At 43.5% G+C, this 21,778-nt stretch carries 17 protein-coding genes and 1 riboswitch; of the genes, 13 read left to right on the top strand and 4 right to left on the bottom strand.

Features of this window, described 5'->3' with window-relative positions:
* Positions 1–12: 12 nt before the first annotated feature.
* From ACN6KS_RS20825 to ACN6KS_RS20810, 4 genes are all read left to right on the top strand, one after another.
* Positions 13–1,716 (top strand): sugar ABC transporter, encoded by a 1,704-nt coding sequence (locus ACN6KS_RS20825; protein ID WP_440960395.1) that lies wholly within the window; start codon positions 13–15, stop codon positions 1,714–1,716.
* 237 nt (positions 1,717–1,953) lie between these two features.
* Positions 1,954–2,844: an ABC transporter permease gene (locus ACN6KS_RS20820; protein WP_042129685.1), complete on the top strand. Its 891-nt coding sequence runs from the start codon at positions 1,954–1,956 to the stop codon at positions 2,842–2,844.
* 24 nt (positions 2,845–2,868) lie between these two features.
* Positions 2,869–3,747 carry a carbohydrate ABC transporter permease gene (locus ACN6KS_RS20815; RefSeq protein WP_094872170.1) on the top strand — a complete coding sequence of 293 codons (879 nt, stop codon included), beginning with the start codon at positions 2,869–2,871 and terminating at the stop codon, positions 3,745–3,747.
* A 2-nt stretch (positions 3,748–3,749) separates the two neighbouring features.
* A complete protein-coding gene (locus tag ACN6KS_RS20810) occupies positions 3,750–4,796 on the top strand; it encodes a glycoside hydrolase family 53 protein (RefSeq protein ID WP_440960394.1) in 1,047 nt (348 codons plus the stop codon).
* A gap of 59 nt (positions 4,797–4,855) precedes the next feature.
* Here ACN6KS_RS20810 and ACN6KS_RS20805 read toward each other — a convergent pair whose 3' ends face one another.
* Positions 4,856–5,890, bottom strand: a complete 1,035-nt coding sequence (locus ACN6KS_RS20805) for a glycoside hydrolase family 53 protein (RefSeq protein WP_094876399.1) — start codon at positions 5,888–5,890, stop codon at positions 4,856–4,858.
* A 262-nt stretch (positions 5,891–6,152) separates the two neighbouring features.
* On the opposite strand from ACN6KS_RS20805, the gene ACN6KS_RS20800 reads away from it, so the two are divergent.
* From ACN6KS_RS20800 to ACN6KS_RS20780, 5 genes are all read left to right on the top strand, one after another.
* Positions 6,153–6,815, top strand: coding sequence for a stage V sporulation protein AA (locus ACN6KS_RS20800; protein ID WP_094876398.1), 663 nt, complete (start codon positions 6,153–6,155; stop codon positions 6,813–6,815).
* Complete coding sequence (locus ACN6KS_RS20795; RefSeq protein WP_042129676.1) at positions 6,812–7,237, top strand: stage V sporulation protein AB; 426 nt, start codon at positions 6,812–6,814, stop codon at positions 7,235–7,237. The genes ACN6KS_RS20800 and ACN6KS_RS20795 overlap by 4 nt, the downstream gene beginning before the upstream one ends.
* Before the next feature lie 827 nt (positions 7,238–8,064).
* Positions 8,065–9,717, top strand: a complete 1,653-nt coding sequence (locus tag ACN6KS_RS20790) for a spore germination protein (protein WP_440962427.1) — start codon at positions 8,065–8,067, stop codon at positions 9,715–9,717.
* Positions 9,718–9,844: 127 nt separating this feature from the next.
* Positions 9,845–11,179, top strand: a complete 1,335-nt coding sequence (gene lysA / locus ACN6KS_RS20785) for a diaminopimelate decarboxylase (protein WP_440960393.1) — start codon at positions 9,845–9,847, stop codon at positions 11,177–11,179.
* Between the two features lie 145 nt (positions 11,180–11,324).
* Positions 11,325–11,756 carry a peptidylprolyl isomerase gene (locus tag ACN6KS_RS20780; RefSeq protein ID WP_042190291.1) on the top strand — a complete coding sequence of 144 codons (432 nt, stop codon included), beginning with the start codon at positions 11,325–11,327 and terminating at the stop codon, positions 11,754–11,756.
* A 58-nt stretch (positions 11,757–11,814) separates the two neighbouring features.
* Here ACN6KS_RS20780 and ACN6KS_RS20775 read toward each other — a convergent pair whose 3' ends face one another.
* Complete coding sequence (locus tag ACN6KS_RS20775; RefSeq protein ID WP_280786614.1) at positions 11,815–12,573, bottom strand: YwaF family protein; 759 nt, start codon at positions 12,571–12,573, stop codon at positions 11,815–11,817.
* A gap of 278 nt (positions 12,574–12,851) precedes the next feature.
* On the opposite strand from ACN6KS_RS20775, the gene ACN6KS_RS20770 reads away from it, so the two are divergent.
* Positions 12,852–16,304, top strand: a complete 3,453-nt coding sequence (locus ACN6KS_RS20770; RefSeq protein ID WP_440960392.1) for a collagen binding domain-containing protein — start codon at positions 12,852–12,854, stop codon at positions 16,302–16,304.
* 109 nt (positions 16,305–16,413) lie between these two features.
* Here ACN6KS_RS20770 and ACN6KS_RS20765 read toward each other — a convergent pair whose 3' ends face one another.
* Positions 16,414–17,517, bottom strand: coding sequence for a sensor histidine kinase (locus ACN6KS_RS20765; protein WP_440960391.1), 1,104 nt, complete (start codon positions 17,515–17,517; stop codon positions 16,414–16,416).
* Entirely contained in the window at positions 17,514–18,224 is a 711-nt protein-coding gene (locus ACN6KS_RS20760; protein ID WP_440960390.1) for a response regulator transcription factor, read from the bottom strand. The genes ACN6KS_RS20765 and ACN6KS_RS20760 overlap by 4 nt, the downstream gene beginning before the upstream one ends.
* A 523-nt stretch (positions 18,225–18,747) precedes the next feature.
* On the opposite strand from ACN6KS_RS20760, the gene mscL reads away from it, so the two are divergent.
* The 3 genes from mscL to ribE all read left to right on the top strand — a co-directional run bounded on the left by mscL (position 18,748) and on the right by ribE (position 21,733).
* Positions 18,748–19,152 carry a large-conductance mechanosensitive channel protein MscL gene (mscL, locus tag ACN6KS_RS20755; protein ID WP_076284542.1) on the top strand — a complete coding sequence of 135 codons (405 nt, stop codon included), beginning with the start codon at positions 18,748–18,750 and terminating at the stop codon, positions 19,150–19,152.
* A 318-nt stretch (positions 19,153–19,470) separates the two neighbouring features.
* Positions 19,471–19,646: riboswitch (FMN riboswitch) on the top strand.
* A gap of 216 nt (positions 19,647–19,862) precedes the next feature.
* Entirely contained in the window at positions 19,863–20,963 is a 1,101-nt protein-coding gene (ribD, locus tag ACN6KS_RS20750; RefSeq protein ID WP_094870102.1) for a bifunctional diaminohydroxyphosphoribosylaminopyrimidine deaminase/5-amino-6-(5-phosphoribosylamino)uracil reductase RibD, read from the top strand.
* A gap of 101 nt (positions 20,964–21,064) precedes the next feature.
* A complete protein-coding gene (ribE, locus tag ACN6KS_RS20745) occupies positions 21,065–21,733 on the top strand; it encodes a riboflavin synthase (protein ID WP_094876364.1) in 669 nt (222 codons plus the stop codon).
* The last annotated feature ends 45 nt before the right edge of the window (positions 21,734–21,778 follow it).

The following is a 21,778-nucleotide window of genomic DNA, read 5'->3' as shown; positions in this document are numbered from 1 at the left end:
AGGGGGAACAAAATGAGCGCGATGAAGAGAAAAAAATGGCTGCCGCTCCTGTGTATGAGTATGCTTTTGGTAGGTAGTCTCGCAGGTTGTTCGAGTAATAATGCTGCTGATGGAAAGAATACAGCCGGTGATACGACTACCAATACAACATCTAATTCTGAAAACGCCTACAAGGATAAATATGATCCTGAGGTAACCATTACAACGGTATGGGGTGTTGACCCTGAGCTTAAATTCAAGAATGGGGAAAGCATTGAGAATAACGTAGCTACGAAGTGGACAAAAGAAAAGTTCGGCATCAATATTAAATCACTTTGGTCCATTACAGATACGAATGGCGCTTTTGGAACTAAACTACGCCTGTCGATGTCATCTGGTCAGGAAATGCCCGATGTTGTAACGATCGGTACGGGGGATAGCACGATTGCTCAGGATTTGATTGATTCCGGTATGTATGCTGAAGTGGGAACACTATTTGATAAATACGCCTCAGCTACTTGGAAAGAAGCCATGGCACAGGATCCGAACGTATGGAACCAATACAGCCGTGATGGCAAAAGAATGGGTCTCCCTGTACTCGATTACGCATACAACCATGATTACATTCTTTGGATCCGCCAAGATTGGCTGGACAAGCTAGATATGCAAGCTCCTAAAACGATTGATGAGCTAGAAAAAGTTATGGATGCATTCAAGAATCAGAACCCTGACGGCTTGGCACCAGATAAGGTGACTCCGCTCAGTATCGGCTTTAAGACATCAATGAACACTTGGATGGGCGATCCTTCTTGGATCTTCGGTGCTTATGGAACGCTTCCGCAGCAATGGAATCTTGATGCTGATGGTAAATTGGAATACGGCTCTGTAAATGCAGGTATGAAGCAAGGACTCGAAAAAATGAAGGAATGGCTCGCAAAAGGTTATATTCCTCAAGAAGCAGCGCTTTGGGATGAGAACAAAACAGCTGAGCCAGCAGTGGCGGGCACAGCAGGTATTCTCCCAGGACCATACTGGATGAGCGGTTGGCCGCTTCAAGATACTGTGAAGAATGCTCCGGATGCTGTATGGGCTCCAATTGAAATTCCTGCAGGACCAGATGGTAAAGTTATGCGTCATGGAACACAGTTCACTAACGGTGTAACTCTGATTAGCACTAAGATGAAAAATCCAGAAGCCTTCTTCACCTATCAAAACTATCTGTTCGATAACTTCGCTGATCCTAAGCCTGGAAGCGAGCTAGATAACGGCCTCTTTGCAGGATATGACTATGAACTAGATGCAAACGGTAAGATGATTGAAAATGATAAAATTGCTGGTGGTTATGTAAACAGTGTTCGTTATATGCTGGTTCGTGACGGCGCCCGGATTCCAGATGCCCAAATGAAAGCCCTTCTTAACCTTGCAGATGGTGCTGAACCAACCACTCGTTTGGAGAAGGATGTAGCTGTGAACTATGGTAAGGATACTCCTGCAGCTGCAAAGGTTCTGCTGGCACAAGAGGATAAATCCTTCAAAAATATGTTCACAGGCCCTACTACTGAAACTATGAAATCGAAGATGGATTACCTGAACAAAATCGAGAATCAAACGTTTAATGAGATCATCTATGGCAACAAGCCACTAGAAGCTTTCGATACCTTCGTAGCGACCTGGAAATCAGGCGGCGGCGATCAAATCACTAAAGAAGTAAATGAATGGTATGACAGTGTAAAATAATGCTCTGTTAAGGGTACAATTAGGGACTGTTTTCTCAGCTGTTATTTAGCTGTGGAAACGGTCTCTTTTTGCGTTAGCGGTTATCCGAATTTGTATAAATTAGCTTCTGTTTCTATACGGTAAAGAGATTGGTTTTGTACCATATATATTGGTTTTGCTCGCTATTTGGGGAATCCTGTCGTTGCTATAATTTGAGTATGGTTACAGAAGAACTTGACACGATATGGGGGACCAAGGATGAGAACACTTAAAAAAACATGGCCATTTCACTTAATGTTGCTGCCGGCGATGATATTCCTGATCATCTTCAGCTTTATACCGATGGGCGGAATTGTGATGGCGTTCCAGGATTATAAGCCATGGCTAAAAATTTCGGGATCAGCATGGGTTGGATTAGATAATTTCCGCTATCTATTTGAACGTAATGACAGTATGCAGGTCATTTGGAACACATTGATTATTGCCGTTCTGAAGATGATCTTCAATCTGGCTGTGCCGTTTGTGTTCGCCATTCTGTTGAATGAGATTCGCAAGGTTTATATACAGCGTACAATTCAGACACTGGTTTATTTACCTCACTTCTTGTCTTGGGTCATCCTTGGCGGGATCTTGCTAGATTTGCTTGCTACAGACGGCTTCGTCAATCAGATTCTCGGCAGTATGGGGATTAAACCCATCTTTTTCTTAGGAGATAATAACTGGTTCAGGTTCACGGTCATTCTCACGGATGTATGGAAGGAATTTGGTTATAACACGATCGTTTTCCTGGCTGCTCTAGCAGGAATTAACCCTTCATTATATGAAGCTGCTGAAATAGATGGTGCAACCCGCTGGAAACAGACACGTTTTATCACAATGCCTTCTCTACTGCCAATGGTTGTTGTGGTAGGTACCCTGGCTCTTGGAAATGTATTGAATGCAGGGTTTGACCAGATCTTTAACCTCTATAATCCGCTGGTCTATCAGAAAGGCGATATTATCGACACCTTCGTATACCGTACAGCTATTCTGAATGGTGAGATGGGGTTTGGTACAGCAATCGGACTGTTCAAGTCAGCCATTAGTATGGTCCTAATCCTTGTATCGTACAGTCTGGCTAAAAAATGGGCAGGATATCGCATTTTCTAAACTACCAAAGGAAGAGGGAGACCTATGTATTACAAAACTAGAGGTTATCGTATTTTCAACATATTCAATACTTGTTTTCTGATTATACTCGCACTCATGTGTATTGTTCCTCTGATTCACGTATTAGCTGTGTCTTTCAGTGCCAAGTCTGCGGCTGATGCCAATCTGGTAGGCCTGTGGCCAAAGCAGTTCTCTCTGGAAGCTTATAAAAAGACAATGAATAATCCGATATTCCTGCACTCCATATGGGTATCCGTACAAAGAACCGTACTCGGAACCGGACTTACACTTCTGATTACTTTTCTGGCGGCTTATCCCTTATCTAAGGAAAACTCAGTTTTTAAAGGTCGGAATGTGTATTCCTGGTTGTTCGTTTTCAGTATGGTGTTCAATGGTGGACTGATCCCTTTCTACATTGTCATTCAAAAAATTGGCTTAATGGATTCCTTCTGGGTACTCGTTCTGCCAGGTGCAGTAAATACGTTCTTGGTCATTCTGATGCTGAACTTCTTCCGTGGTATTCCTAAAGATCTGGAGGAAGCTTCACTAATAGACGGTGCCGGACATTTCCGAACCTTATTCAGTATTTACTTACCGATTTCACTACCATCGATTGCGACGATTGCACTGTTTAGTATGGTGTTTCATTGGAACTCCTGGTTCGATGGACTGTTGTACTTGAACAATTCCAAGCAGTTTCCGCTGGCGACCTTTCTGCAGACCGTTATCATTCAACGGGATATGAGCTCCATGAGCATTAATCCGAAGGAGATGGAATTAATCTCGCAGACAACGGTTAGAGCCGCGCAAATCTTTATCGGGGCTGCTCCTATTCTAATCGTATATCCATTTTTGCAGAAATATTTTGTTAAAGGGATGACACTTGGTTCTGTAAAGGAGTAGGGATGATGATAACGACATTTATCAATGGAATGGATATCTCGTTTTTGGATGAAATAGAGAAGGGTGGAGGCAAGTTCCACAGTAGCTCTGTTCGGAGCGCTGAGGAAGGTGAGGATTTACTCCACATCCTAAAGGACAATGGAGTAAATGCCATCCGGCTACGGATTTGGAATGACCCTCCAGGCGGTTTCTGCAATTTAGAACGTACACTGGTCATGGCTAAGCGAATCAAAGAAGCAGGGCTTAACTTTTTATTGGATTTTCATTATTCAGACAAATGGGCCGATCCGGCTAACCAATGGAAGCCAAAAGCTTGGGAGGCACTTGACTTCAGTGGTTTGACATCCGCCGTGTATGAGTATACACGCGAGACCCTCGAAGCTTTGCAGTCCCAAGGCACACTGCCCGATATGGTGCAGATCGGTAATGAAATTACGCCAGGCATGTTATGGGGAGAAGGCAAGGTTGATGGAGATTGTGATACTCCGGAGCAGTGGGAGCAGTTCACTACGCTAGTTAAAGCGGGTATAGGGGGTGCGAAATCCGTCGATTCTGACTTGTCCATTATGATCCACATTGACCGGGGGGCTGATCATCCGGCGAGCCGTAACTTTTTTGATCGTTTCTTAGAACATGGCGTAAATTTTGATGTTATCGGATTATCATTCTACTCTTGGTGGCATGGTACTTTGGACGACTTGCAGCTTAATCTGAACGAATTAGCGCTGCGTTATAACAAGGATATCATTGTGGTGGAAACAGCCTATCCATGGACACTGAATGCACCTGAAGGATTTCCAGTAATTGTGAATGAGGAAGCCCAGCTCCATGAAGGTTATCCAGCCACAGTAGAGGGTCAAGCTAAGTATATGAAGGATTTCATAAACGTAATTGAGAATACACCTAACGGAAAAGGAATCGGCTTTTATTACTGGGAACCTGCTTGGATTCCTTCGCAAAAGGAATGGTCTGTTGGGCATGAGAATGGGTGGTCCAATTTAGCTCTGTTTGATTTTGAAGGTAAGAAACTGGATTCGCTCCATTTCTAAAGATTATTAGGATAGAAAAGAAGACAGCCAATGGTTAAGCACCGTGGCTGTCTTCTTTTTTAATTCAAAAAGGCATCTAAAGCCACCGTAGGCTTACCAGAAGAATCAAAGGCACCTTTTGTGTAAGCGTACCATGTACCATAACTCTCCGGTTCCCAATAGAATACGCCAAGCCCTTTGCCGCCACTTACCGATTTTGTTTTGCTAATGATGTCCGTAAGAAAAGCTTTAGCCGTTGTTGGAGCACTAACATCCATTCCGACCTCTGAAATGATCACCTCTTTACCATACCGGGCAACCATATCATTCATATTCGTTAATGTCTGAGCATTCAGTGTAGACCAGTTGCTTGTAGTTGGATAGAGTGACATGCCGATCACATCATAGTTGGCACCGTTAGACTTCAGACCGTCAAACATCCAGCGGAACAAGGAATTGTCGTAGCCGTTAGAGAGGTGGACGATGACTTTTGAACTACTACTGACCGCTTTTACTGCACTATAACCTGAATTGATCAACGCGGCAAAATTACTCATACTTACAGAAGCTTTTCCATCCTCCCAAAGCATTCCATTATTCGTCTCGTTCCCTACCTGTACCCATTCCGGCGTAACACCGCTAGCTTGGAGTGTATTCATAACATCATAAGTGTGGTCATATACCGCTGTCTTTAGAGCTGTAAAGTTCTTGCTGGTCCAGGCAGCAGGTTTCTTCTGATTGCCAGGATCTGCCCATGTATCACTATAATGAAAGTCAATCATGATTCGAAAACCCATGTTCTTGGCGCGAACGGCCTGTTTCACAACATCGGCTTTGTTGGAGAAATTAATGGAGGGGTTGACCCAGACCCGAAGTCGAATGGAATTCATCCCGTGGTCTTTGAGGATTTGCAGTAGATCTTGTTTCACACCGTTATCATTATAAAAAGACCAATTATAGTACTCCATCTCCGATAGCCAGCCTACATCCGCCCCTTTTGCAAAAGTCGCAGCAGCCTCCGCAGGTTTGTTATTCACAAAGTTGAAACACATACTAAACACGAGAGACAGGCAGATGAACAATTTGAACATTGTTTTTGAGCTTTTTTTACTCATGATAATAACCTCCAGATTAGGGTTTTAACAACAAGTGCTCATTAAATCGCGACGTTTGTATCCGCTTACATAAATGCCTCCCTTCGTCTTTTATAACAAGATTGTAAGGTGTGATAAGTCTTCCCGATACCTATAAAGAATCAACATTTCAGCATCTTTGGAAATTGATTCAGAGCTTCAAGAGTAAAAATAAGGCTTTACTCCCATACTACCGTTATCTTGCACCGGAGCTATTTGACCACAACCTTTAGGAGGAATGCGGATGAAACAACATTCTGCTCCCGCCATCTATATACAGCTTAAGAACCGGGTGACGGTACCCAAAGGTAAAGGTGTCACATTGGGTGATATTGCATTTTTGATCGCGGAGCCAGAGCTGAAAGAGTCCCTGGAATCTATTTTGCTAATGAAGCCAGAGCAAAGTGACGGCAATCTGATTTTGATTGATCTTCTGATGGTTATTCCCCGCATTTATGAGCTGGTGCCCGAAGCGGACATTGAGCCGATCGGTGAAGGGAGAACGATTGTGCAGATTGAAGGTCCGGTGGAGAGGCGGAAGCCCTCAGTAGCGATGTTTGTTTTAGTGTGGCTGCTGCTGTTCTTCGGGTCTGCGCTGACCATTATGAATTTCCATGCGGATGTAAACATGCAGGAGGTCCAAATCCGAATTGTCGAGATGATAACCGGTCATCGGGATGAGCATCCGGTTGTCTTTCAGATTGCGTATTCTGTAGGCATCGGTTTTGGGATGGTCATTTTTTTCAACCATTTATTTAAGAAAAAGTGGAATGAGGAGCCAACACCGCTAGAAGTGGAAATGTACCTGTATCAGAAAAATATCGATCAATACGTCATCAATGAGGAGTATAGCAAAATGAGGCGCCGTGGAGAAAATCAACCAGAGAACGTGGAGGACGGAAGATGACGGCACCTATAACACTAGGGTTGAATTTGCTGCTGGGGATTGCAGGGGGGATCGCTGTAGGTGGCGGTGTGATCGCTTTATTTGTGGTTCTTGACATGGTGCCCCGTCTGGCCCAATTAACTTCTTCTTACGATAAAGTACATTGGTACGAGGGTGCGATGGTAGTCGGATCATTGGTAGGAACCGTAAGTGATTTTTGGAATTGGAAAATATCTTCAGGTCCTTTAGTTGAACTTGGTATAGGACTATTTGACGGGATTTTTGTCGGGATGCTCGCTGCAGCATTGACCGAGGTATTAAATGTGCTGCCTATACTCGCGAAACGCTTGAATATGACACATTATCTGTTCGGGCTGTTAATGGCGATGGTAAGCGGGAAGGTCGCGGGTTCTTTGTTCGACTGGTTTGTATACCGACAGTAAACGGGGGTTATGGAATGAGCAAATTTATTCACAGCGGTGATTCTGTGCCAGAAGAGGATCATCAGGAAGAAAACGCTGCGGCTGCCGCAGCAATGAAGAATACCGCAGAGGATCTGGTTGATGATCATACTGAGGCAAACGGAGCTTCTATGAACAGTGAAGACGCAGATCCGGCGGAAAATACTACAGCAGCTGATCCGAGTCAAGAGCAGCAGGATGCAGAAGCCTCAGATGAGCTAGGGTCAGAAGAGCAAAGCGCTGAAGCATCAGCACAATCGGATTCCGGGCAGCAGGATGCAGAGGCCTCAGATGAGCTAGGGTCAGAAGAGCAGAGCGACGAAGCATCAGCAAAGCTGGATTCCGGGCAGCAGGATGCAGAGGCCTCAGATGAGCTAGGGTCAGAAGAGCAAAGCGCTGAAGCATCAGCACAACCGGATTCCGGGCAGCAGGATGCAGAAGCCTCAGATGAGCTAGGGTCAGAAGAGCAAAGCGCTGAAGCATCAGCACAACCGGATTCCGGGCAGCAGGATGCAGAGGCCTCAGATGAGCTAGGGTCAGAAGAGCAAAGCGCTGAAGCATCAGCACAACCGGATTCCGGGCAGCAGGATGCAGAAGCCTCAGATGAGCTAGGGTCAGAAGAGCAAAGCGCTGAGGCATCAGCACAACCGGATTCCGGGCAGCAGGATGCAGAGGCCTCAGATGAGCTAGGGAATCAGGATCAGAATGAGCCTAGTAAAGGATTTTTTGCCAGATTATTCGGCTTAGATTCAGACTCTGAATCCGAAGATGAGGCGCAAGATCAGAATACCCAACAAGCAGGCGGGTCATTGTCTGCAACAGAGTCAGGGGAAGAATCGCAAGCCAAAGTGACGCCAAAGTCCAAACTATCTAAGAAGCAAGCACAACAAGAATCACAAGACAGTAATCAAAAGGGAAGCGGCGGGCTACAGAAGAAACGAGACCGCGAGCACTCCAACTCGTTAAAAGAATCCGTCATTTACTGGCAAGGTAATGATGAAATCCCTATGTCCCTGCAAGATACGAAACAAACACTTACTGAGGTAATGGGACTTGGCACAAGCTTTGATGTGACGTTTAGACAGATGTCCTTTGGCGGACATAAGACAGCTCTACTCTGTTTAAGTGGATTTACTAATACAGATGTGACCGATGATATTCTGAAACGTCTGACCTATCTCACATCTGAGAATCTGTCAACGGGTGTGCTGTCTAGCTTTATGAATGAATATGTCCCTCACATACAGGTGGAAGAGGGAAATTCTTTAAGTGAAAGTATCGAGAAAGTACTAGAAGGCTTGAGCGTGCTATTCGTCGAAGGTGAGAACAAAGTTATCATCATGGATACTCGATCTTATCCTAGTCGCAGTCCAGCCGAGCCTTCGATTGATCGGGTGGTGCGCGGTGCGCGCGACGGTTTTACAGAGACTTTACTGAGCAATATCTCGCTTGTAAGAAGACGGGTTCGTGATCCAGGGCTGAAATATGAGCTATTTCGGGTTGGACGACGGACACAGACAGATGTCTGCGTGGCTTACATTGATGATATTGTTGATAAAACACAAGTTAAGTCTGTTATCGACAAAATCAAAAGCATTGATATTGATGGTATTCCTCTGGCAGATAAACAATTAGAGGAGGCAATTATCGGCGGTGGATGGAATCCATATCCTATGGTGCGTTATTCTGAACGCCCTGACGTCGTAGCTTCCAATTTATTAGAGGGACGGGTAATACTGTTTGTAGATACCTCACCTATTGTTATTGTTCTTCCAACTACTTTTTTTGATCTTTGTCAGCATGCAGAGGAGAATCGTCAGACTCCTTTTATGGGAACGTACTTGCGGTGGGTCCGTTTCATCGGTATATTTGCGTCCATGTTTCTGCTGCCGCTATGGATGTTGCTTGTCATTCATCCTGAACTAAAGCCGGCTATGCTGGATTTCATTGGACCTCAAAAGACCGCCAGAATTCCAATACTCGCCCAGTTTCTAATTGTGGAGCTTGGGGTTGATTTACTGCGGATGGCCGCAGTACACACACCAACGCCTTTAGGATCAGCGATGGGTCTGATTGCTGCCATACTGATTGGTGATATAGCGGTACAGAGTGGTTTGTTTGTAAACGAGGTAGTTCTGTATATGGCTGTTGCCTCTATCGGTATGTTTGCAACCCCGAGTTATGAGCTGGGTCTTGCGAATCGAATAGTCAGGCTTGTGTTATTAGTAGCCGTTGCGGCATTCCAGGTGCCAGGATTTATGATTGGCACGACGTTACTGACTATTTTCCTAACTACCCATCGGTCCTATAACTCCTCTTATATGTGGCCGTTTATACCTTTTAATGCAAAGGCAATGAGTGAAATTCTAGTGCGCAAGCCAGTCTTAAGCTCGAAGAATAGGCCGTCTTTCAATAAAACTAGAGACAATACAAGAGTGCCGCCTACTCAAAAGAATGATTAACAATCGTAGGAAAATACAAAACTACTGCAAATTAGTCCATTCAATGGAGTTCCCACTGTCTGTTATACTGAATACACTAAAGACAGGGTGGAACCTTGATATTCCACAGAAATTGGAGGACTAAAGAATGTTTCTACACGGTACTAGCCGAATTAACGATGCTGGGCATTTGGAGATCGGCGGATGTGATGTAACTGAATTGAAGGCGGAATATGGAACCCCGCTATATATATTGGACGAGCAATTGGTGAGACAACGTTGCCGGGAATATATGGATGCTTTTAAATCCTCTGGACTTGGGTTCCAAGTAGCTTACGCAAGTAAGGCGTTCTCAGTAATGGCTATGGTTCGTTTGGCTGATGAAGAAGGCTTGTCGCTTGATGTTGTATCGGATGGCGAACTTTATACTGCTTTGCAAGCTGGCTTTCCTGCAGAACGTATTCATTTTCATGGCAACAATAAGACGTCAGAAGAGATTGAAATGGCGATTGATGCCGGGATCGGCTGCTTTGTAGTCGATAATCTGGTAGAACTTAATCTTTTGCAGTCGATTGCATCACGTAAAGAAGTTAAGGTTAACATCTTATTACGTGTGACACCAGGTGTCGAAGCACATACGCATGAGTATATTACAACAGGCCAGACCGATTCCAAATTCGGATTTGATATCGGTAATGGAGCAGCTTATGAAGCAGTTAAAGCAGCAGTCAGCAAAAAGAATTTAGTGCTGCTTGGCGTACACTCCCATATTGGTTCTCAAATTTTTGAAACGGATGGATTCCAGCTTGCTGTTGAACGTGTAGCGAGTTTTGCTCGTAGTGTTAAAGAAGGTTTGGATGTGGACTTCCGTGTAGTAAACCTAGGTGGAGGTTTCGGTATTCGTTATGTTGAGGGTGATACCCCGTTACATGTTTCTGAATATGTAGGTGCAATTACGGATGCCGTGAAGACTCATTTTGTTGGAATTTATAATGCTTTGCCTGAAATTTGGGTGGAGCCGGGCCGCAGTATTGTTGGAGATGCAGGGACTACACTTTATACAGTAGGTACGAACAAGGATATTCCAGGCGTGCGTAAGTATGTTGCTGTTGACGGTGGGATGACTGATAATCCACGTCCTGCATTGTACCAATCTAAATACGAGGCATTACTTGCTAATCGTGCGAATGAAGAGGCTACAGAAACTGTATCCATCGCTGGTAAATGCTGCGAGAGCGGAGATATGCTGATCTGGGATGTTGAACTGCCTGAGGCTGAAAGCGGTGATCTGTTGGCTGTTGCCTGCACAGGCGCTTACAATTACTCGATGGCGAGCAACTATAACCGGCTTCGTCGTCCGGCCTTAGTGTTCGTTCAGAACGGACACAGCGATCTTGTAGTGCGCCGCGAAAGCTATAATGATCTTATTGCCAACGATATTGTTCCTGAGCGTATCGCTAAACAAGCTGCTGTAGCTAAGTAACAGCCGTTAATGTTAGGTAGGGAAAACTGGTAAGGCATAGAGAGCAAGCAGGAATTACTCCTGCTTGCTTTGCTTTGTGCGTGGTTTCATAGTAATATAATTGAGGTATTCTAAATTTGTTAATTTTGAAAGGGGTCATTTACATATGGCAAAGCAAGCGAAAATTACTCTTGAAAATGGCGGCGTAGTGCTGATCGACTTGTTCGATCAAGATGCACCAAACACTGTAGCTAACTTTGAAAAGCTAGCAAAAGATGGTTTCTACAATGGATTGACATTCCACCGTGTTATCCCTGGTTTTGTAGCTCAAGGCGGATGTCCTAACGGAACTGGATCTGGTGGTCCAGGATACACAATCAACTGCGAAATCAACCCAAACAAACACGAGCGCGGAACACTTGCTATGGCACATGCGGGTAAGAACACAGGCGGAAGCCAGTTCTACATCTGCTATGCACCGCAACCACACTTGGATGGAGTTCACACTGTATTCGGTAAAGTAGTTGAAGGTATGGATCTTGTTGATACTTTCAAAGGACGCGACAAAATGACTTCGGTAGAAATCATCGAAGCTTAAGAATTCTTAATTTAAAAAGGCTAGTCTCCAGATTATCGGAGGCTGGCCTTTTTCTTATTTAATAAGGAATCCGGCTTATTCTTTTACGTCTCGATTTACGCTGCTCTGGCACCCAGAAGAATACTAAATACATGAGCAGAAACACAAAGAAGGCAAACAACTCTTCAACAAGCAGGTAATAAGGATAAGGTCCGAAATAATCCAATACAGAATAAGTGCTGGGCTTATGAGATAGGAACATGTAGTTAGACCCTAGGATGTAATTGGCGATCCACACACAGGCGGCCACAATGTTTAGTCCAAACAGGGTGAACAGGAGAGATTTCCAAGTGGGCTTATAGCCCTCAATCCAGGTCATATAAAGAGAAGCGAGAACAATACCACCATGTGCTATAAAGAACAGTAGAAATCGGAAATGAGGGAACGGATAGACCAGATTCGGTGTGAGTAAAGCAATGAATGCTCCACCTATCCCAGCAAAATATAGAAAGGAGTAAAGTGTTCGGCTGCGAGTTATCAGCATGATAACAGATAATAGTAAAGTAATTCCGCATAGTTCGAATGGGAGTGAGCTGCTGGATTGCCATACGCCTTGAGAGAGGTACCATATTTGAAGTCCTGTTTCTGAGAATAAAAGTACAATGATCAGCAGCAAACGCACACTTTGCCGAAGTCTCACATCAGTCCGAATCTCGAATCTTAAACTGTAAAACAGTATACAGACCAATGTAATGATAGACAGAGCAATCCAATGTGAAGGGGAGAACATAATGAAATCCTCCGTACGCTGTCGATCAAAATAAGATGAAAGATGCATGAACCAACCTCCTTCGTACCTGAAAAGTACTTCAAAAAACAAATTTATAAACATTGATATTTTCTGTTTCTGAACATCCATAAAATGGTTAAATATGTATGGATTCTGTCAACTGCCCACAAAAGGATGTCTTTTCATTATTTTAACATAAGATGGGGCGATGGGCGCGGTATTACATAAGAAGCAATCGAGCATGCGGAATGGCAGAGATTACGCTTCAAGTGGGGATACAAACACAGAAAAATTAAATTGGAAAAGGAATTGGAGGCTATAGGATAATGTTAAAGAAAAGAATAAGTGTGATGATCGTTATTCTGTTGCTTGTGGCGCAATATGCTTATGGCATCGGGTTCACTCCACAAGTACAAGCAGCGGCAATCGATCAAGAGCGGAATATCATCACCAGTGTCTCAATGGCTGTATATGGTGCAGACGGGCAGACGGTTACGGATAGCGTCTATGAACAAGATGCTAATGTAACATTAGATTATGCGTGGTCTCTTCCTAAAGCTCATCAATACAAGCAGGGAGATACCTTTACCTTTCAGCTTCCAGAGCAGTTTCGGCTTTTTAATGATATTAACGGTGTGTTAGTCTCAGAGGATGGAGATGTAGGAACTTTTACAGTTGAGCAGTTATCACATCAAGTAACAATGATCTTTAATGACTACATAGAAACGCATGATGACGTGCAAGGAACGCTTCGGATTAATACTAAGTTTGATAAACAAAAAATCTCAGGAAGTACTATTCAGCAGATTTTATTTCCGGTAAGCGGTGGTGTTCAGACGGTTACTGTGAATTTTAAACCAAATGTAGGATCGACCATTGAGAAGAGGGGGATTCCTCAGGGTTTTAATGCAGACCATATTCTATGGTCGGTTGACGTAAATAAATCATTAAAAACTGTTGGAAATGCAGTTGTAACGGACCCTATACCATCAGGTTTGTCACTTAACACTCCGGTTACTGTGAGTGTGTATCAACTGAGTATCCAGTTGGACGGTTCGGTAACGCAAGGAGCACTACTCGATACCAGTAAATATTCTACAGCGTTCACTGGAGGAACGTTAAATGTTGATTTCACTGATCCTGCGATATCGAGTGCTTACCGTATTGAATACTCCACAGCTATTACTGATGAGCATCGGCTAAGCTTCACGAATACAGCGACTTTTTCAGGAGAGGGGCAAGTTCCAGTAAGTTCCTCTGCTACTGTTCAAGTAGAACGAGGAGGAAGCCTGAATAAGTACTCCAGCGGATATGACTGGAGTAATCAAATCATTTCCTGGGCAATCGAATATAATTTTAATGAACAAAAGATCTTGCAGGGAGATGCAAAACTAGCGGATTTATTTGATGATTCTCAAGCGTTAGTAGCGGATTCGTTAAAAGTATATAAGGTGCAGTTGGATTCAACGGGTGCACCAACGTTAGAAAATCTTTTGAAAAAAGATCTTGATTACACTGTAGTTCCAGCTTCAGACGTGAGTAAGACGGGGTTCTCCTTGCAATTTAATCAGGATGTATCCTCCCCCTTTCGAATTGAATATAAGACTAAAGCAGTAAACCGTGTGTTTGCAGATACTACAATCACGAATACAGTTACGGATAGTACCTACACTGAACAGGCTACTCGTTTAATACGTTCAGCCATTCTGTATAAGAATTTATCAGACGTAAATTATCAGAATAAAACGGTTGGATGGAAAGTCACATTAAACAGTGATAACTATCCAATGGACCGGGTTGAAATTACAGAAACGTTCCCGTTTGGTGGATTGAAATTCATCCCAGAATCGCTTGTCATTAGAGATTCTAAAGGGTCCGTATTGAATCCTTCCAAATATAGTTTGGTTTACAATGCTCCTGTTCAGTTCAATAAAGGATTCAAGGTGGTCTTTAATTCGCAGATTACTGGTCTTTATACGGTTAGCTATACAACGGAATTTAATAAGGATTGGATTTGGTCTAATACTGAAAATTTCAATAACAAGGTTAGGATGGAATGGTTAGACACGTCCGAAATTCCTCGCAGAACAGAAGCAGAAGGGCTATTTATTCCAAGAGCCGAAGCGAAAAGCAATGGTTTAAAGTTTGGTTCTTATAATGCTTCAACTAAAGAATTAGCTTGGACATTAGGGGTCAACTATAATAGCAAAACGGTTGCAGAGTCAGAGGTCGTGGATATTTTGAAATCGGGTCAAACCCTGGTTCCTGGATCGCTGAAAGTGTACACCATGAATGTTGCTAAGAATGGAGACCCAACGAAAGGTGTCGAGGTAAACAGTAGCAAATACACTTATAGTGTCAGTGCTACTAACGAGTTGAAGGTCTCTTTTAAAGACAGCATTCATTCCGCTTATTATATCGACTTTCATACAAGTCTTGAAGGCCAAGTCATCGGTACTTCTATTGAGAATAAGGCCAATCTTTATGATGGAATAAAGAAGGCTTCCAAGGATTTAAATGCTTCTGTAACGATCCCTCATGGGGATGAATATCTCTTAAAGGATGGTGCTCAGAAAGGTGATAAAATAGATTGGAGTATTCAAATCAATAGCGGTCAGTCTACGGTGAAGAATGCTGTAATCAAAGATACGCCTAGTGCTAATCAGATTTTACTGCAGGACTCCTTCCACTTGTATCCAACAAACGTAGCAGAGAACGGAGACATAACCAAAAGATACCCTGAATTGATTCAGGGTATCGATTACAGCCTAGAAATAAAAACGGATGTAGACGGCAAGCAGTCGTTTGATTTAAGCTTCGCCAAGGAGATTAGTAAACCTTATATTCTCGACTATCAATCCCTGATTATGGCGAATACAGGAGATAAAGTTACTAATACTGTTCGTTTCAGTGGTCATAATGTTAATGAAATTAGTAAAGATTCTTCTAAAGAAATTATCGTCGGTGTGTCGAGTGGATCAGGATCAGGTAGCGGGGTTAGAGGCTCCTTGATGATTAAGAAGCTGGATGCAGAGGACAACTTGAAGACGCTGGGAGATGCAACTTTTGCACTCTATCGTCTAAACGGCTCAGACCGGGTATTTATGAATAGCTTAACCACAGATTCCACAGGTACAGCAACATTCAATAAATTATGGTTGGGTAACTACGTATTGATTGAGACGATAGCTCCTATTGGCTATGTACTTGATCCTAAAGAGCATCCAGTGTCCGTTCAGTCTTCATCAACGAATCAACTCGTAATTACAAATCAAAAAGCAATTGAGCCTACGCCTACTGCAACACCAGAGTCAACTATAGCTCCAACAGCAACACCGACACCGACCTCATCAGCTTCGTCGGAACCAATGGTTACTCCGTCAACAGATCCGACTGTAGCACCAACTTCAACACCAATATCAGGAATCCCAGGAGGCCCGGTGACACCAACATCCACGAGTTCGCTGGTGCCGGGAGTAATCATCAATGATCCGGCAGTACCTGCTGGCCCTGGGAATACGACCAATCTGGAATCCACGACATCAGAAGAAGTGGGAACTCCGGATTTAGTTATTACAGATGAAGATGTTCCGTTAAGAGAAGTCGACATTGTTGATGAGGAAGTACCGAAGGGGCCGGTGAACAACAGCACTTCAAGTGCTCCTCAGCTTCCTAAGACGGGAGAAAGTAGCTCTGCACCGCTTTATATGATTGGTATTGGATTAATAGCCATTGGCTTTATTCTAAACCGTGTGTTTAAACGGAGGGGAAACAGGTAGCAAGTCTTTGTTTAGAGTATGAACAGCGATTGAAATAAAAAAGCATCCGGCAAAAAATTGTCGGGTGCTTTTTTACGTTTGCCCAAAACTCAAAACATCCCCACAAACATCAATCGATCGCTGGGAAGGAAGTCTCAAATTCAGTTTGTTTGGGTGTGCTTTTGGCAGAAATAGCCCCACCGTGGAGCTCTGTGATGCTCTTAGCAATCGCGAGTCCTAATCCGCTTCCACCAGTCTCTCGGGAACGTGATTTATCGACGCGATAAAATCGCTTAAATAAGTGGGGGAGATCCGTGGCAGGGATCGGGTTGCCGTAATTCTTGCATGTAGCAATCACATTATCGTCTGTTCTATAAACTGTAATATCTAGAATCTTACCTTCTTTACCGTATCTAACCGCATTGGTAAATAGATTCTCATATAATCGAACTAACTCATCCGCATCACCAAGGATAATCAAAGGGCCCTTATCCGTATGAATACGATAGGTCATATCCGCTTGCTCAAGTACGGGAGCGAATTCCTCGACAAGCTGTTCAAGCAGCTTTCCGAGATCAACAGGCTCAATATTAAGGGGGAGCCCGCTGCTGCTAACTCGTGTATATTCGAATAAATCGTCGATTAGCTTTTTAAGAGTCAGAGATTTCTCATAGGCAATATTCACATAATAACGAAGCTCGACCTCGGTCTTATAACGATCCTTTTCTACATACTCCAGAAATCCGAGTACAGAAGTTAGAGGGGTTCGGAGATCATGTGATACACCTGTAATTAGGTCGTTTTTGGCTTTCGCAGCTGCTCGTTCTTCCTCTATAGCAGATTTTAGCTTGCCAGCCATGAGGTTCATATTTTCGGCGAGTTTACCAAGTTCATCCGTACCTGATACCGGTACCTGGAAAGATAAATTGCCGTCTGCAATAGCTTGAACCCCGCTCGTAATGTTTTGAAGATTACTGGTTGTATTTCTGGATAGTTTAAGGATGAAAAAAATAAATAAAGGAATTCCAATAAGAATCACTACAGGAATAGACCCGATGTTATTGATTACCCAGTGGATGAGTCTAACCCCCCAGAAAGAACGAGAAGGGTTTAGCCATAGCAATAGGGATATACCATAATAGCCGACCAATACGATTGCTGCTGTAAGTGCTAGACTCGTTAGGCTGAAGCCAACGATTTTCCAGGATAGGGTATCGAATCGTTTAAAGTTCAACTAGAAGGACCTCCTTTCTCCAATTTGTAGCCAACGCCCCATACCGTCTTCAAATATTGTGGTTTTCTCGGATTAGCTTCAATTTTTTCTCTAATTTTTCGAATGTGAACCATGAGCGTATTATTGCTTTCGAGAAATTGTTCTTTCCATACCTTAGCGTAAATTTGCTCCATGCTTAGTACTTGTCCCCTGTGACGGGCGAGCAGCTCCAGAATTGCAAATTCTCTCGGAGTAAGTTTTACTGGCTGATCATCCACGCTAACTTCATGCGTAACCGAGTTAATAACCAAGCCATCAATGATGATTTCATCCTGTTTGGCACTTAGATCTAACATGTAATTCCGGGTTCTACGCAGCTGAGATTTAATGCGGGCGACAAGCTCCAACGGACTAAAAGGCTTCGTAACATAATCATCCGCACCTACACTGAGTCCCGTGATTTTGTCTAGTTCCTGACCCTTAGCAGATAACATAATAATTGGAAATTTATGTGTTTCGCGAATTTTAATACAAGCCTCGATACCATCCATGTTGGGCATCATGATATCTAGAACCATTAGGTCTATAGTTTCATTGTTGATAATTTCAAGTGCTTCCAGCCCGTCACGGGCAGTGAACAGACGGTATCCCTCGTTCTCCAGATAGATCTGCATGAGTTTAATAATCTCTGCTTCGTCGTCAACCAAAAGTACTGTTGCGTTGTGCATTACTCAGCGTCCTTTCTTGTAAAGCATCCTAACTACAAGAAGTATACATTTCCGTAAAACATCCAGGCAAATGGCAGATCACGTGCTGAAAGACTAACAACGATCCAAGAGAAACTTAAAGCTAGAATATAGTCGCCTGCATAACAGAGATGCGGATGCCAAAAAGTACTGATAGCTTGGGAAAGCTGTCGGTACAGGCCCAATTGCCCAAATTACTCGCAGGACCATTCTAGGTTGTTATTTCCTTTAGCTTGCTCCCATCGAAGAGCCTCAATCCATGTTTTAATCTGTGCAGAAAGAACGAGCTGGGGCTTGGAATGCTTTTTTTTGAAAGTTGAAAAAGTTTCCATGTTAGGAATCTTCCTTTTTGTAGTTCGTAATCCTTATTTAACATGAGATTTCTTAACAACGGTGGCAGGCAAAAGTAAAGGTAAACTTAATAGTTTCTTAACAAGTCTTAAGATTTGGGAAGCGGCTATGCTATAATAATTTCAAATTCAATAGGTTGGAGGAGAATTGGAAGATGTGGAAAGAGTTTAAAGCTTTTGCCCTGAAAGGAAATGTACTAGATTTAGCCATTGCTGTCGTTATCGGAGCAGCTTTTGGTAAGATTGTGACTTCATTAGTATCTGACATCATTACGCCAATTGTTGGCTTGATAACAGGTGGTATAGATCTGAAGGATCGGGCTCTAAGTGTTATGGTTATGCATAATGAACTGATTATTCCTTATGGGCAATTTTTGCAGGCGGTCGTTGATTTCTTTATTATTTCCTTCTCAATCTTTATGGTGATTAAACTGGCTAATAAATTCCAGCGCAAAGAAGCCGTTAAAGTTGAAGTGGTGGAGACGCCAGCACCCGCAGAAGATATCGTGTTGCTAACGGAAATTCGTGATCTATTGAAACAACAAGAACGTGGTTTGTAATTGAAAAGGAAAAGAAGCGCCTGGAGATAAAGTCCTGGCGCTTCTTTGTTTTCTTCTTTTTATGAAATTATGGAATGGATTATAACTGTACATCCGTTGGCTTTCTATAGCCCAATAAAAGGGATGGATGTGTAAGAGAGAGACGAATTCTTATAAAAGTTTGTTAATATAAAACCATATCGTTTCTTCTTGTAATCACCATACCTCTCAGAATCAAGTTACAAATTTTAAGTAAATATATAAAACGCACTTGCATTTCGAAGGTGTAAGTGATAATTTTGTTAGTAAGGAAAACTTGAACCTCAATTAAATAAAGGATCAATCCTTCAGGGCAGGGTGTAATTCCCTACCGGCGGTGATGTTGTTGTAGAGTGCTTATTTCTTAAGTTTATCTACCACACTTAGTCCGCTACCCGGCTCGCGTTGTTGACGCGAACGGTGGACCCGGTGAAATTCCGGGACCGACAGTATAGTCTGGATGGAAGAAGGAGAGGTTAACCGCTTGTCTGTTTTAGACAGGTGGACTGCAGTGTTTTCATTTATTATGTGCGATATTTCACAATTACCGTCGTTTGACGGTTATTTACGCACACTTTTATTTGGACTGCCGCTAAACTCTCGCATAACCCATCTTTACTCCTCCTGGAGAATGAGATGGGTTTTTCTGTTTTTATGCATCAGATAGACAGTAAGTGGATAGGAGGAACGAGATGGACAATATGAATGACGAGTTTTATATGTCGCTAGCGCTGGATATGGCAGAACGGGCCCAAGGACAGACCGGAATTAACCCAGTTGTTGGCTGCGTGGTTGTAAAAAATGGAGCGATGATTGGGCTTGGAACTCATTTGCAGCGCGGAACGGGTCATGCTGAGGTGCATGCCTTGAACATGGCGGCTGGTCAAGCTCAAGGCAGCACTGCCTATGTAACACTCGAACCGTGTAGCCACTATGGTAAGACCCCGCCCTGCAGCCAAAGGCTGATCGACGAGGGAGTAGCCAGAGTGGTAGTCGCTTGTGAAGACCCTAACCCTCAGGTGGCGGGTCGTGGGGTTCAAATGCTGCGTGAAGCTGGTATTGAAGTAGAGGTAGGGTTGCTGCGTGATCGTGCGTTGCGGCTGAATGAGCGGTTTATCAAATATATTTTGACAAAACAGCCGTTTGTTACACTCAAGAGTGCCAGTACGCTGGATGGTAACCTAGCTACCAAATCTGGTGACAGTAAATGGATTTCGAATGGAGAAGCGCGGGAGATCGTACATACACTGCGGCATCGGCATCAGGGAATTATGGTCGGTGTGAACACAGTCATTGCAGATAATCCTTCACTAACCACAAGAACGGAAGTGCCGGGCATTAGCCCGATACGGATTGTAATTGATTCTGGACTACGTATTCCATTGGATTCAGCAGTTGTAAGTGACGGTCTAGCGCCTACTATCATCGTGACAACTGAAGCTGCAGATGCTGAAAAGAAAGCAGCGCTTCTTCAAGCAGGTGTGCAAATCATTGTTAGCGGAGCAGGACCACGCGTGGATTTGAAGGCTGCTATGGTAACGCTCGGTGAAATGGAAATCGGATCGATTTTACTTGAAGGCGGAGGTACGTTAAATGGAGCGATGCTGGAGAGTGGGCTAGTTGATCGAGTGATTCTCTTTTTCGCTCCAAAGATTGTTGGCGGTGGTGCTGAAGCGAAAGGGACGTTTGTATTTCCAGGTGTAGAGTTAATGAAGGATGCGATTTCTCTGGAGGGATTGGAAGTAAAAGTGCTCGGAGATAATGTATGTATCAGCGGTACTCCGGTACGCTAAAGTGAATGGTTACAAAACTTAATCGTGTGCTTCCAGAGCAATTTTTGTTCGGAGAGATAGCGGAGAAGTGTTACTCACATAAAACTCCTAGGAGGGAAAGCATGTTCACTGGATTAGTCGAAGAAGTTGGCACTCTGAGAAGTGTCTCCGCCGGTGGAGAAATGATGGTGCTGAACATTGCCGCTTCCGTCATCATGGATGATTTGAAGATTGGTGATAGCGTATCGGTTAATGGCGTCTGTCTTACAGCGACAACTTTAGGCGAGAACTATTTTACTGTGGATGTCATGCCTCAGACCTATCGAAACAGTAATCTGAAGGAGCTACGTCCTGGCAGTAGGATGAATCTGGAGCGAGCAATGGCTGCCGGTGGTCGGTTTGGAGGTCATATTGTTCAGGGACATGTAGATGGCACTGCTGTCATCAAAAGCGTAAAGCGTGATCAGAATGCAGTAGTCTATGAGATTGCGCCGGATCGCAAATCGCTGTTTAAATATATCATCCCTAAAGGGTCGATCACGATTGATGGCATTAGCTTAACAGTAGTAAAGACGACGGCTTCATCGTTTACTGTATCCATTATTCCGCATACGCTAGGGGAAACTGTGCTAACTTATAAGCGGGCAGGGGATAGTGTAAATATTGAGTGTGATGTCCTGGGCAAATATGTAGATCATCTTCTGCATTATGGCTCTGCTGCACAGGATGAAGAAAATGATAGCAGCTCCGGGATTAGTCGTGATTTCTTGGCGGCAAACGGATTTGTATAAATAATGAGTAAGCTTACGAAGATGGAAATAACCCTTCGTAAAGCT

Origin of the sequence: Paenibacillus nitricinens, assembly GCF_052056485.1 — a bacterium.
Taxonomy (GTDB): Bacteria; Bacillota; Bacilli; order Paenibacillales; family Paenibacillaceae; genus Paenibacillus_AQ; species Paenibacillus_AQ nitricinens.
Note: the sequence above shows the minus strand (reverse complement) of the source record. Positions and strands in the feature narration are given on the sequence as shown.